We start from the raw sequence: 13,394 nt of genomic DNA on the forward strand, positions 1-13,394 counted from the left end.
CGTTGCAGGACATGCCCCATACATTTTCATACATGCACTCCTGGCAGATCATGAATCCGCAACGGCAGCGCCAGCAGAAGGGAACTTCTTTTCCACAGCAATGACAGATCTGCGGGCCTTTGTGCCGCCGGCGAGACCGGCGAAGCGGTCGGGTTGGGGTGTCGTTCATGGCGTATCGGAAACCGGCTGAAGTCTTGTTGTTTTAGGTGGTTAATGCTACCATACAGCGCCAACGGGTCAAAGCGATACTAACTAATGCAGGAGCAACCTTGTGTCAACGCAAATTGAGCTGAACCGGGAAGAGGAATTCCCGACGCTGTACCTGATCGACGGCAGTGCATACATTTACCGGGCTTACCATGCCGTGCGGGGGTTGTCCAACAGCACCGGCCTTGCCACCAATGCCACCTTCGGATTCACCCGTATGCTGATCAAGCTGATGCAGGATCGGGCCCCCGGTTACGTGGCCATGTTTTTCGATGCCAAGGGCCCCACCTTCCGCCATGAGCGCTATGCATCCTACAAGGCCAACCGGCCGCCCATGCCCGAAGATTTGGTCGAACAGCTGCCCTGGATCCGCAAAGTGACCGAGGCGTTCAATATTCCCGTTTTTGAACAGGCCGGATTCGAGGCCGATGATCTGATCGGCAGCCTGGCCCGCCGTGCCGAAAAAAACGGGTTTCGTGTGGTCATGGTCACCGGGGATAAAGATTTCATGCAGCTGGTCACCGATCGCTGCACCATCTGGGACCCTATGAAAGACAAGCGTATCGATCCGGCAGCCATCCGCGAGGACTTCGACCTGGAGGCCACGCAGATGATTGACGTGATGGGGCTGTCCGGTGACACGGCGGACAATATTCCCGGTGTTCCCGGTATCGGCCAGAAAACGGCCGTCCGGCTGATCCAGACATTTGGCAGCATGGATGGGGTTTACGCCGGCATCGAGAGCATTACTGCCAAGAAGCAGAAAGAAAAACTGCTGCAGTTCAAGGATCAGGCCATGCTCAGCCGCGAACTGGTCACCATTGACCGGAACGCGCCGGTTGACTTCGATCCGGATCATCTGAAACGCAAAAAACCCGATGATGAAGCGCTCACCCGGCTTTTTGCCGAACTGGAATTCAGGCAGTTGCAGAAGACCTATGCGTCGCAGGGTGAGTCCGTGGCGCGCCGTTACGCGGCAATCATGGATAAAGCGGCCCTGGATGAACTGGTGGCCCGCCTGGAGCGCGCCGACCGGTTTGCTCTGGATACGGAAACCACCTCACAGGATCCCATGCAGGCGCGTCTGGTGGGGCTCTCTTTTTCACTGGTCCCTGCCCAAGCTTGGTACATCCCAACGGGGCACAACTACCTGGGTGCGCCGGAGCAGCTGTCCCTGGATGTGGTGCTGGATCGGTTGAGACCGGTGCTGGCCGACCCGGCAATCGAAAAGATCGGTCAGAACATCAAGTATGACTGGATGGTGCTGCGACGTCATGGCGTGGAACTGGCCGGTGTCGATTTCGATACCATGGTGGCGTCTTACCTGATCGACCCCGGCAAACGGGCCCACGGCCTGGACCAGATCGCCCTGGATTACCTGGGCCACAAAAACATCAGCTTTGCGGAAGTGGCAGGCAAGGGGAAGGCTGCCGTGACCTTCGACCAGGTGACCATCGACAAGGCGATCCCCTATGCCTGTGAGGATGCCGACATTACCCTGGCCGCCCACGATGTTTTTGTTCCGCTGCTCGAAGCGCGCGGGCTGACCGATCTGATGAAACGGGTGGAGATGCCCCTGCTGCCGGTTTTGCTGGGCATGGAAATGACCGGTGTCTGTGTGGACCGGGACCGGCTCCATGATCTTTCCAAATCCTTTGCCGGTCAGCTGAATACTCTGGAGCGGCAGATCTACGACATGGCCGGTGAGACCTTCAATGTCAACTCTTCCCAGCAGTTGGGCCATATTCTGTTTGAAAAGCTCAACCTGCCGGTGCAGAAGAAAACCAAGAAAAAAACCGGATATTCCACCGACGTGGAGGTGCTCACGAAGCTGGCCCGCAGCCATGAACTGCCGGCCCTCGTGCTTCGCCACCGTACCCTGGCCAAGCTGAAGTCTACCTACGCCGATGCCCTGCTGGACATGATCCATGCGGAAACCGGGCGCATCCACACCTCCTTTAACCAGACCGTGGCCGCCACCGGCCGATTGAGCAGCAGCGACCCCAACCTGCAGAACATCCCCATCCGCACCGAAGAGGGCCGGGAGATTCGTAAAGCCTTCGTTCCCCGGGAGGGCTGGACCTTTCTTTCAGCCGACTACTCCCAGATCGAACTGCGGATTCTGGCGCACTGCTCCGAGGATTCGATCCTCATCCAGGCCTTCAAGGACGACGAGGATATTCATACCCGGACCGCCACAGAGGTTTTTCAGGTTTTTCCCCAGATGATCAACGACGACCTCCGGCGGCAGGCCAAGGCCATCAACTTCGGCATCATATACGGAATGAGCGCTTACGGCCTGGCCCGGGAACTGGAAATCAGCAACAAGATGGCCCAGACTTATATCGATCATTATTTTGCCCGCTATCAGGGCGTCAAATCGTTTATCGAAAACACCATCGAAGCGGCCCGCGACACCCGCCGGACCAGCACCCTGCTGGGTCGTCTCCGGCAGTTGCCCGATATCGCCAGCACCAACCGCAATGTGCGCCAGTTTGCCGAGCGCACCGCCATCAACACGCCCATTCAGGGCACTGCCGCGGATCTGATCAAGCTGGCCATGATCAACGTTGATCGGGCGTTGCGCCAAAAACGCATGCAAACCACCATGCTGCTGTCCGTTCACGATGAAATGATTTTCGAAGTCCCCCCCGATGAGATGGACGATGCCAAAGCCCTGGTCCGGGAGGAGATGGAGCATGTGTGGGAACTGGCCGTTCCCCTGAAGGTCAACGTGGCCTGCGGACAGAACTGGGCCGAGGCGCATTGAGAATGAATTGCTCATCCCGTCGACGCTTTGCCCTTTCGGTCGGCACGGAAAAGAGGATTGGAGCGCTGTCATGAGGAAATCGGCAGGGATGCTGGCGTTTGTGCTGCTCATCATGTTTTTGCCGGGCTGTTCCGGCCCCCGGATCACTTTGTTTTCCGATGCATCCGATCCGCTCCAGGAGGTCATCCTGGACGGCACGGCCGACGACAAGATCCTGGTGATCCCCATCACCGGCGTGATCAGCGATGCCCCCAAAAGCAGGATCATGCGGACCATGCCGGGTATGGTGCAGGAGGTCGTCTCCCACCTGCGGCTGGCGGAAACGGACGATCGCGTCAAGGCGGTGCTGCTAAAGATCGATACCCCCGGCGGCACCACCACGGCCAGCGACATTCTTTATCACGAGATTGTTTCCTTCAAACAGCGCACCGGCAAAAAGGTGGTGGTCTGCATGATGAACCTGGCCACCTCCGGGGGGTACTACGTGTCCCTGCCGGCCGATGTGATCATGGCCCACCCCACGACGGTGACCGGTTCCGTCGGTGTGATCCTGATGCGGCCCGAGGTGTCGGGGTTCATGGAAAAGATCGGCATTGGCGTGCAGGTGAATAAATCCGGTGAGAACAAGGACATGGGGTCGCCGTTTCGGCCCACCACCCCTGAGGAGGAAAACCTGCTGCAGGAACTGGCCGATGCATTGGGCCGGCGGTTCGTCGATCTGGTCAGACAGCACCGGGGCCTGGACGGACAGCGCCTGGCCGCCGTTGCCGATGCCCGGGTGTTCCTGGCCGATGCCGCCGTCAGCGCGGGCCTGGTCGACAAGATCGGCTATCTTTCCGATGCCGTCGACGAGGCCAAATCGATCGCCGCGCTCGATGCCGATGCCCGGGTGGTGGTCTACCGCCGAACCCACTATCCCGACGACAATCTATACAACACCCTGACCAGCGGCGCCCGGTCCGCGCCAACACCGCTGATGGACCTGGGCCCCTTCTCCGACCTGATGGCCCTGGATGCCGGCTTTTACTACCTCTGGCCCCAGGCATTGGGCTCGCCCTGATCCATTGTTCGAACGCGTCCTAAAGATGCCGCTGCAGCGGCCGATATCCGTTTTACAGGATAACATAAAAGGAGGCGTTTAGAATGAACCCTATCGCAAATCAGCAATCGTTCGCCCCGTTCTCCCGCGGGGCCTTCGCCGGCGGCAGAAGCTTCCAGGCGGAGCAGACCCGTGTCGGCACCGTGTCCATGGCCCAGAATACGGACCTTACCATCACGACCGACGAGGGTGACACGGTTACCATCAGCCTGGCCTCGGCCATGGAGGCCACTGCCGGAATCTACCGCAGCCGTTCATACGAAGGTGGCCGCGCGGCATCATCCCAGACCGCATTTTTCGAATTCTCCGGCAACCGGAACATGACTGTTGCAGTGGATGGAACTCTCAACGAAGGGGAACTGGAGGACATCCGGGAGGCCGTGAGCGCCATCGGTTCCATGATCGATGACTTTATGAACGGCGACCTCCAGGAGATGGCCGAAGACGGTGAACTGTTGAAGGAACTGGACACCATTTCCAGCCTGGAAGCAGCCTTTTCCTATGAACGGCAGGTCATGCATGGCCAGCAGGAAAAGGTCGACATAAGCGGTTCCGCACCGGGAAAGGGGCGCCATGCCCGTCGCCATGGCCAGGGACGGCTCCAGCGCCTGTTGGACCGCATCGACCGGATGACCGACGACATGGCCGAACAGGTCAAGGGGTTCCGCGGCCGGCGCAGGCAGCTTGCCACGTCGGTCGAGGATCTTTTCGGCCGATATCGCAGCGGTGAAGCCGGCAACGCGGCCGGAGACGAATTGGGCCGTGATGTGATCCGGACCATGCAGTCGGCCTTTGTCCAGAAAATACAGACACTGAACGAATCGGCCAGTTTCAACCTGACCTACACGAGGTGACCGGGACGCGACAACCAATTCTATCGGGGGGCGTCGATCAAGGCGCCTCCCTGTCACGGTCGTCTGCTGTTTCCGGCGCGGCCGACTGCTTCACGGTTTCATCCACCGCCCGGTAGATGGACTTGAAGGCCTCCGGAAAGCCCGTCGGTGATACCCTCCCCGTCTCAATGAACTTCACCACGATTTCCTTGGAGGCCCTAAGAATCTGCTCGTCCTGATTGGTTTTTCTCATCTATATTCGCCTTGTATGAACAAATTATTAAATATATTCAACTGTTAACAGGAAAGTGCCTGGAAGTCAACCAGGGCTTCGGGATCGGGTGGCCTGCCCCCCGAAAGGCCGGGGACAGCAGAACGTTTGACACGCTTTGCACGATCCTCTAATAAAGAGCCCAACAGAAAACCACCGGAGAGACCCATGAAATCATATGACCATACCGTTCGTTACACGGTGGACAAGCCGGATATCGTCACGACCGATGTGCTTGATCCCATCGAATACCATTATCAGGGCAAGCGGGATATCGTCATCACCATCGCTCAACCTGAATTTACCTCGGTCTGTCCCATGACCGGACTGCCGGATTTCGGCACCATCAACATCCGCTATACGCCCGACCAGTTTATCGTTGAACTGAAGTCGTTGAAATATTACCTGCTTCAATATCGCAACGTGGGGATGTTTTACGAACATGTGTCCAACCGTATCCTCGACGATTTGGTGCTGGTTCTCAAACCCAAGATGATGGAAGTGACCGGGCAATTCACATCACGGGGCGGCTTGACCACCAACGTTTGCGCCCGATACGAGGCCGCTTCATGATTGCTGTTTCCGGGCTTAAAACAAAACTGCTGTTGTTGCTTGTGCCCATTCTGGTCTGCGGATGCGGTACCTCCACGTCCTACCGGCCGGCTGACCAGAAGACCATTCGCGATTTTACCGGCGGCAGCGGTTACCGTAAAACAGTCGGCGTGATGGCCCTTTTAAATACCACCCGCTTTACCAGTGATCAGGTGGCCTTGCCGTTTATGACCGTGTTCCTGTCCAGCATGGAATCGACCGCTTCCGGTGCGTTGCTGGACGTGCCGGGTAAAGCCGGGGCACCGCCTTTTTTATGGAATCCGCCTCGACTTGCCAACGGGGACCTGGATGTTTTCACCCTCTCCGGGCTGGTCCGGGCGGAAGGCATGAACGCTGTGGTCAGTCCCTTGCTGCTTGATATCCGGGTCCGAAAGCGGGACACGGGGTTCTGGATTTTCAAGGATGTGGCCTACAGCCTGCAGATTCAAACCGCTGCCGCAATATATGATGGCATTACCGGTGCCCGGCTGGCCCTGGGGATTTTGACCGATGAAGTCGATATCGACGAGTACGAAGCGGGGTTGATTCGAGAGGGGCAGGAACTCCAGGTGCCCGATCTGGTTGAAGTCGCCGAGGAGATGGGCGAAGCGCTGGGTGAACGGATGGGTGATGCCATCAGCGATAGCAGTTGGCGCGCGTCTGTACATTCGATTGAAGACGGGGCCTGTATTATTCAGGTCGGCGCCGAGGCGGGCATCCAGGCCGGAGACCGGTTCACGGTGCTGGATGGCAGCCGTGTGCTGACCGGCCTGGACGGGCAGCGTTATATCGTACCGGGTGCAAAAATAGGCGATATCTCCATCGGCCGGGTGGGCCCGAGGCAGGCGGCGGGCGTCACCGAAACCGGAGCGGTTCCCCCGGTCGGCAGTATCCTGGTTCCGGGTCAATAGATGACGGGTTCGTAAAAAAACGATATCCGCGTTACGGGTCATCCCTCGTCACTGCGGGGCACCGCCGGTACATTGCCTGAGGCTCCCGCGACAGCGGTATTCCCGGGATGGACCATCAATGTTCGCCGTAAGGATCTCCAGCGGTTTTACATTCGATCGCTCGATCTCGCTTTCGCGGCCCGCAGGCCTTGATATCGGCTATCTTAAGAGGGGCTCCAACCGAGCGTGTGTCTCTCGCCGGGCCTGTGGTCTCCGGGGTCAGTTCTCCGTGCAGGCTGAAATCGAATCCGCGTATCGCCGAATCAGGTCGGCGGCCTCCTGTTCCGAGGCGATAAAACGGATCGCGTTGCGGAACTGGCCGGCGTTGCGCATGCCTTTTACAAACCAGCACAGGCGACTGCGCATCATGCGGCAGGCCGTTTTTTCCCCGAGGTAGTGCACCGAATCCCGCAGGTAGCCGAGCATCATGTCGATGCGTCGGCCATCATTCATTGCGGTCGCCGGCAGGCCCCGGGCTGCCGCCAGGATCTCAGCGAAGATCATGGGATTTCCGATGGCGGCCCTCCCCACCATCACCCCGTCGCAGCCGGTTTCATGCCGCATGCGCAGGGCGTCCGCCGGTGTGGTTACATCCCCGTTGCCAATGACGGGAAGTTTCAGGACTTTTTTGATCGCCCGGATGACCGACCAGTCCGCCTCTCCCCGAAATCCCTGTGTGGCCGTGCGCGGATGAACGGTGATGGCATCGACACCACAATCCTGGGCCAGCCGTGCAATTTCCATGGCCTGCTTGCCGGTCGGCTCCCATCCGGTCCGGATTTTGATCGTCAGCGGGATGGTTATCGCCTGACGAACCGATTCGAGAATCCGGCGGGCCAGCACCGGGTCTTTCATCAGGGCTGAACCCGAGTTGCTTTTCAGGATTTTTTTGACCGAGCAGCCGAAATTGATGTCCACGATGTCGGCACCGGAATCCTGAACAATCCGGGCCGCATCGGCCATGATCTGTGGATCGGAACCGAAAATCTGCACCGAGAGGGGCTTTTCATCAGGGATGCTGTCCAGCAGCGTCACGGTTTTTCCGGAGCCATACACCAGACCGTTGGAACTGATCATTTCCGAGCAGACCAGGCCGCAGCCGGCGCTTTTGGCCAGCAGTCGCATGGGCAGGTTGGTGATGCCCGCAAGTGGCGCCAGAACGGTGAAATTACTGGTTTCAACGGTTCCGATTTTCATTCGACGCGCCTCCCGTCGCAGGCGGGGTTGGCATAACAGAACAGGCAGTTATGGCGGCAGGGGTGAAGGCTGTAAGACCCGACATCCACGGAAACGGTGCAGCCGCAACCCGCCGATTTTCGCTGGCCGGAATCCTGTCGAAGGGATACCCTGCCGCCGTGAACCGCCATGATCCGCCGTCCCGAAATACATGCCCCGGCGCTGACGGCAGATTTTTGGGGAAGTTGCTCCAGGGTGTCTTTTTCACAACACAGGGTCAGTTGGATGCCCAATGGGCGCAGGGTCTGTTCCATGTTTTCGAGAATCCTCACGCGTTCGGCCGGTGACGGTTCAACAAAGGTCAGTCTGTCGCGGACTCGCCGCTCAATTTTGCGATAGTGATCCATGAAACTGGTGGTGCAGGTGCCGATCCCGCATTTTCCGGCGCTGGCGGCAATGGTTTCAAAATCATCGAGATTGGTTTCGATACTGCCCCCCTGCCGGGTGAAGTGGCAGATGGGGTCGAAGCGCCACTGGACCGACGCGGCGCCAAACCGGCGGCAAAGCTGTCGGAGCTGATCCAGTCGCCCGTCGAGTGCCGGAACCTCCGGTTCGAGGTCCGGGGATCGTGAATTGACGGTGAAATTGAAAAACAGGTGGTACCCCATGGCCTGGAGCCGCTCTCCGTATCCGTTTTCCAGGAAGGGCCCGAAGTTTTTGGACCAGAACACCATGGTGTGAATCCTTTTCGGTGTGACGGCCACCTGCCTGACTTTTCGGTTGAATGGATTGACCACCTCGACAACCCCGCGGGATACCCGGTCCATGAACCAGGGCATATAAAACGCGGGAATGTCCGTGCGCCTCGATACGGACAGGATTTGCTTCGGTTCGTGTTTCATTGTCGACCAAAGGGTGAAGGCTTATCGCTTCAACTTGTCGGCCAGGCTGATGACCGTGGCCTTGCCGTCGGCAGGGGGTGAGACCGACTCTGGGCCGTTTTCGGGGCGTTCATTCCCGTCCGGAACGGTTTCCGGGCAGACAATCCGCTCCAGGCGCATGCGTTTGCCGTTCATGGTAAACTCGTCACCCATGATATACCGATCCCGCAAAATCCAAGTGACCACCTGCAGCGGAACCTGAAGCATCAGCAACTTCACATGATACCAATCCGGTTTGTTGTCGGGAAGAATCTCTTCAACTCGGGCAAACCCCAGGGGTTGATCTTCAAAATGGATCAATACGATGTCGTTTTCTTTCGCCATTTAGCCATCCTCATATCGTCAGCTCCAACGATCAGCTGCGTCTCTTGTGGATACGGGTATCTTAAACTTGTGACCCCGTCATTGAATGTCAAATGAAGGCATGCGGCAGGTTTAGGAATGAAAACCGATCCCGGCCTTCGGGTGTCCTTTGGCAACGGACATTTGCCTTAAAGATTGGATTCGTGACGGCAAATGGGCCGTCATGACTTCAATAGTCCCACCATACCTGTCTTGGGGCTCTTGTATAGGGGGCCCGGGAAGCGCTGTCAACTCGGGAAAGGCACGCCCGCCAAAACCATTGACCAGAAAAAGCATATGCCCTAAAATTAAACTGCCATGCACTGCTAAGATGTCGCCCTGTTCTTTTTTCCACTGTCTTTTCCAACGACCAAGGAGACCGACCGATGACAACATACCGCATTCATCCCATCGTTATGGGTACCAAGCAGTTCGATAAGGGCATGATGACATATCAACACGATTACGGAACGCCCTATACCATTCCCATATACTGCTGGTACCTGGAAGGAGGGGAGCGCACCATCATCGTGGATACCGGCGAGATGCACCCGGTGCAATCCAGCGATCGCGAGCGGGCCATCGGCGGGCCGATTTATACCTTCGAAACCGGGCTGGCCCGGCACGGCCTGGCGCCGGAGCAAATCGATACGGTCATCCACACCCACCTGCACAACGATCATTGTGAAAACGACTACAAATGCACCCATGCCGAATTTTTCGTCCACCCGAAAGAAATGGCACGCATTCACGATCCTCACCCCCTGGATTTCAGGTACGTGGAAGATTATATCGAAGAGGTGGAAGAAAGGGGTCAGATCCGACTGGTGGAAGGCGGTGAACAGATTGCCGATGGCATCCGGGTCCTGCATACGCCCGCCCACACCGAAGGGGGGTTGACCGTAATGGTGGAGACGGCTGACGGCACGGCGGCCATCACCGGTTTTTGCGTGATCAACGAGAATTTTTTTCCACCGCAGCAGATCCGGGCCATGGAAATGGCGGTGGTGCCTCCCGGTACCCATGTGAACGCCTATGACGCCTACGATATCATGTTGCGGATCAAAAAAGAGGCCGATATCCTTTTGCCCCTGCATGAACCGGCCTTCGCCGACGGAAAACCGATACCCTGACTGAATATTCATTCATCAATTTTAAAAAATGGAATCCTGGCTGTCCAACGGTTCCGTCCGCTGGACACGAGTTGACTTGCCTGGCCATCGTCGATGGTTTTGAAAGAGGGCCGCTTCTGTAACCCCGGTCATACGCGGGCGATGCAACCCGATGGGTTGCCGGACGCCCAATTGGGGATAATGAATTTTTATTCATTCGTCTGATTCCGACCCCGTTCCTCTTTGCAGAATTGGAAATATGATGGTCAAGGCACCATTTATTGACCTGTCCTACTGATATAACACCATTTCATTTGCGACCGGCGAGATTGGTGTCGTTTTGGGGTTGACAGCCGCTTTCTTCCTCTGATAAATGAATGAGCGTTCATTCATAATCGGTTTCAGTTTCGCTTCCCCTTGTCCGGATTCATCGAGGCCTTGGTAATTAACAAAGTCCATAACTGTATCCAGAATCCAGCATTGTGTCCGGGATCTTGTGTGAACCGGGCAGGGGAGAGCGAATCCCGGGTCGTCTCCGGTGCCGGCCATTATGTGGCAAAACCGGTCTCAGGCGGCGCCGGAGACCACCCCCAATTTGACGTATGCGTTCAACGTGGTAAACGACCTAAACAGGTGCAACTTAAAATTGCAGGAGGGTATTATGACCAGGAAAATCAGGAAGGCTGCGGTCATCGGTAGTGGCGTGATGGGCGGCGGCATCGCCGCGCTTCTGGCCAGTGCCGGTGTGAAGACGCTGCTGCTGGACATCGTTCCGTTTGATCTGAAAGAAGAAGAAAAGAGCGACCCGGTGGCCCGAAACAGAATCGCCAAGGCTGGCTTGGATACGGTGCTCATGTCCCGACCGGCATTGCTCATGCATCCCACGGACGCGGATTTGCTCAGCATCGGCAACCTGGAAGACGATTTTGACAAGTTGGCCGAATGTGACTGGATCGTTGAAGTGGTGGTCGAGAACCTGAAGATCAAACAGGATCTGCTCAAGCGCATCGAACCGGTCAGAAAACCCGGTTCCATCGTTTCTTCCAACACCTCCGGCATTCCGCTGAAGAGTATGAGCGAGGGATTGAGCGACGAGTTCAAGCAGCATTTTCTGGGCACCCATTTTTTTAATCCGGTCCGTTATATGAAATTGCTGGAAATCATTCCTGGTGAAGACACCCTTTCCGACGTGCTTGCTTTCATGGCGGATTACGGCGAGCGGGTTCTGGGAAAAGGCATCGTCTGGGCCAAGGACACGCCCAACTTCGTGGGCAACCGCATCGGCGTCCAGGGCATGGTCAAAACCATGCAGCTGATGCTCGAAGACGGTTTGACCATCCCCGAAGTGGATGCCCTTTTCGGACCGGCCATGGGCCGCCCGAAAACCGCCATGTTCAAGACCGCCGACCTGGTGGGCCTGGATACACTTTTTCACGTGGCCAAAAACACCTACGACCTGGTTGCCGACGACGAGGCCCGGGACGATTTCGTCATGCCTGCCTTCGTGGGCAAGATGATCGAGGAAAAGATGCTCGGGAAAAAGACCAACGTCGGTTTTTACAAGACCGATCTGACCCCGGAATGGAAAAAAATCCGTACGGTCATCGATCCGGCCACCCTTACCCATGCCGAATATGGCAAGGTGGAACTGCCCTGCCTGGCTGCCGCAAAGGCTGCCAAATCCCTGCCGGAAAAGATGAAAGCCGTTGTATACGGTGACGACAAGGGTGCCCAATTCGCATGGAAGGCCATTGCATCCAACCTGATTTACGCGGCCAATCGGATCCCGGAAATTTCCGACACCATCGTGGAGATCGACAACGCCATGCGCTGGGGCTTCAACTTCGAGATGGGGCCCTTTCAAACCTGGGACGCCATCGGCGTGAAGAAATCCGTCGAAAAAATGGAATCCGATGGAATGCCCGTTCCCGAATCCGTCAAAGCCATGCTGGCGGCCGGCAACGACAGTTTCTACAAACTGGAAAACGGCAAACTCTATTTTTACGATCTGGCCTCCGGCAGCTACCAGGCGGTCAAGATCAGCGATAATATCATCTCCCTGGCCGGACTCAAGGCTGACGATAAGACCGTTAAAACGTGTAAATCAGCCTCCCTGGTGGACATCGGCGACGATGTTTTCTGCCTGGAATTTCACACCAAGATGAATGCCCTCAACGGTGAAATTGTCGACTTCATGGCCGAAACTCTGGATTACGTGGATGCCAACGGAACCGGTCTGGTGATCGGCAACCAGGCTGGCGGCATGCCCGGCGCATTCTCCGCCGGCGCGGACCTGGCTTTCATGGCCGGACTGGCCAAAGCCGGAAAATATGCCGAAATCGACGCGTTTCTCAAAAAAGGCCAGAGCGGTATGCAGAAGGTTCGCTATGCCAGTTTTCCGGTGGTGGCAGCGCCCTATGGCCTGACTCTGGGCGGCGGTTGTGAGGTCTGCCTGGGTGCGGCGGACAAGATTGTCGCCCACAGCGAACTCTACATGGGACTGGTTGAAATCGGTGTGGGCCTGCTGCCCGGCGGCGGCGGATGCCTGAACCTGTGGCGCAAGATGACCTGCAGCATTCCCGGACCGGTGACCGATGTGGATCTGGCCAAATTTTTTATTCCCACCTTCATGGCCATCGCCATGGCCAAGGTTTCCATGTCCGCCGCCGAAGCGCGGGCCAATGGATTCCTCGGCCCCCGGGATCGCATCGTGTTCAACCGGGATTACCTCATCGGCGAAGCCAAGAAAGAGGTTCTCAAGATGGTTGACGAGGGCTACGCACCGCCGGTCAAACGGCCCATCAAGGTTTTCGGCGCGGCGGCCCAGGGCATGATCGATGCCGAGCTGTTCAACATGCAGTCGGCCAAATATGTCAGCGAATACGACGTGTTCCTGGCCAAACGGATCGCCTATGTCATCAGCGGCGGCGATGTGCGTACCAACAGCGCCATTGACGAAGAGATTATCCTCAACCTGGAAAGAGAGGCGTTCATCGATTTCTGGAAACAGGAAAAGACCGTTGCCCGGGTCGATCACATGCTGACCACCGGCAAGCCCTTGAGAAACTAATCGATCCGATTGCCTTATCGTAAAGGAGGAAT

At 57.2% G+C, this 13,394-nt stretch carries 12 protein-coding genes; 7 read left to right on the forward strand and 5 right to left on the reverse strand.

The genetic code is table 11. The features are described 5' to 3' along the window. The first annotated feature begins 271 nt into the window (after positions 1-271). The 3 genes from polA to DSCA_RS21910 all read left to right on the forward strand — a co-directional run bounded on the left by polA (position 272) and on the right by DSCA_RS21910 (position 4,930). Positions 272-2,977 (forward strand): DNA polymerase I, encoded by a 2,706-nt coding sequence (gene polA, locus DSCA_RS21900; protein ID WP_231716242.1) that lies wholly within the window; start codon positions 272-274, stop codon positions 2,975-2,977. Between the two features lie 70 nt (positions 2,978-3,047). Further along, positions 3,048-4,037: a signal peptide peptidase SppA gene (gene sppA, locus DSCA_RS21905; protein WP_155318466.1), complete on the forward strand. Its 990-nt coding sequence runs from the start codon at positions 3,048-3,050 to the stop codon at positions 4,035-4,037. Between the two features lie 83 nt (positions 4,038-4,120). Then, a complete protein-coding gene (locus DSCA_RS21910) occupies positions 4,121-4,930 on the forward strand; it encodes a hypothetical protein (protein ID WP_155318467.1) in 810 nt (269 codons plus the stop codon). A 37-nt stretch (positions 4,931-4,967) separates the two neighbouring features. Here the strand turns inward: DSCA_RS21910 and DSCA_RS21915 are convergent, their stop codons facing one another. Continuing rightward, the gene (locus DSCA_RS21915; protein WP_155318468.1) at positions 4,968-5,162 is read right to left on the reverse strand and encodes a hypothetical protein; all 195 of its coding nucleotides are present in this window, start codon (positions 5,160-5,162) and stop codon (positions 4,968-4,970) included. 186 nt (positions 5,163-5,348) lie between these two features. Between DSCA_RS21915 and queF the strand changes: the two genes are divergently transcribed. Both queF and DSCA_RS21925 read left to right on the forward strand, forming a co-directional pair. Continuing rightward, entirely contained in the window at positions 5,349-5,753 is a 405-nt protein-coding gene (queF, locus tag DSCA_RS21920; RefSeq protein WP_231716243.1) for a preQ(1) synthase, read from the forward strand. Further along, positions 5,750-6,682, forward strand: a complete 933-nt coding sequence (locus DSCA_RS21925; protein WP_155318470.1) for a hypothetical protein — start codon at positions 5,750-5,752, stop codon at positions 6,680-6,682. Before queF ends, DSCA_RS21925 begins: the two co-directional genes overlap by 4 nt. 258 nt (positions 6,683-6,940) lie before the next feature. Here the strand turns inward: DSCA_RS21925 and dusB are convergent, their stop codons facing one another. The 3 genes from dusB to DSCA_RS21940 are packed head-to-tail and all read right to left on the reverse strand — an operon-like array spanning position 6,941 to position 9,162. Further along, positions 6,941-7,918 (reverse strand): tRNA dihydrouridine synthase DusB, encoded by a 978-nt coding sequence (gene dusB, locus DSCA_RS21930; protein ID WP_155318471.1) that lies wholly within the window; start codon positions 7,916-7,918, stop codon positions 6,941-6,943. After that, positions 7,915-8,799, reverse strand: coding sequence for a DUF1848 domain-containing protein (locus DSCA_RS21935; protein WP_155318472.1), 885 nt, complete (start codon positions 8,797-8,799; stop codon positions 7,915-7,917). The genes dusB and DSCA_RS21935 overlap by 4 nt, the downstream gene beginning before the upstream one ends. 21 nt (positions 8,800-8,820) lie before the next feature. Continuing rightward, complete coding sequence (locus tag DSCA_RS21940; RefSeq protein ID WP_155318473.1) at positions 8,821-9,162, reverse strand: hypothetical protein; 342 nt, start codon at positions 9,160-9,162, stop codon at positions 8,821-8,823. A gap of 404 nt (positions 9,163-9,566) precedes the next feature. Here DSCA_RS21940 and DSCA_RS21945 point away from each other — a divergent pair, with 404 nt between their 5' ends. Continuing rightward, complete coding sequence (locus DSCA_RS21945) at positions 9,567-10,313, forward strand: N-acyl homoserine lactonase family protein (RefSeq protein ID WP_155318474.1); 747 nt, start codon at positions 9,567-9,569, stop codon at positions 10,311-10,313. Between the two features lie 270 nt (positions 10,314-10,583). On the opposite strand, the gene DSCA_RS21950 is transcribed toward DSCA_RS21945, so the two are convergent. Next, complete coding sequence (locus DSCA_RS21950; RefSeq protein ID WP_155318475.1) at positions 10,584-10,751, reverse strand: hypothetical protein; 168 nt, start codon at positions 10,749-10,751, stop codon at positions 10,584-10,586. A 202-nt stretch (positions 10,752-10,953) separates the two neighbouring features. On the opposite strand from DSCA_RS21950, the gene DSCA_RS21955 reads away from it, so the two are divergent. After that, the gene (locus DSCA_RS21955) at positions 10,954-13,362 is read left to right on the forward strand and encodes a 3-hydroxyacyl-CoA dehydrogenase/enoyl-CoA hydratase family protein (protein WP_155318476.1); all 2,409 of its coding nucleotides are present in this window, start codon (positions 10,954-10,956) and stop codon (positions 13,360-13,362) included. Positions 13,363-13,394 lie beyond the last annotated feature (32 nt).

The organism is Desulfosarcina alkanivorans (genome assembly GCF_009688945.1).
In the GTDB taxonomy this organism is placed as follows: domain Bacteria; phylum Desulfobacterota; class Desulfobacteria; order Desulfobacterales; family Desulfosarcinaceae; genus Desulfosarcina; species Desulfosarcina alkanivorans.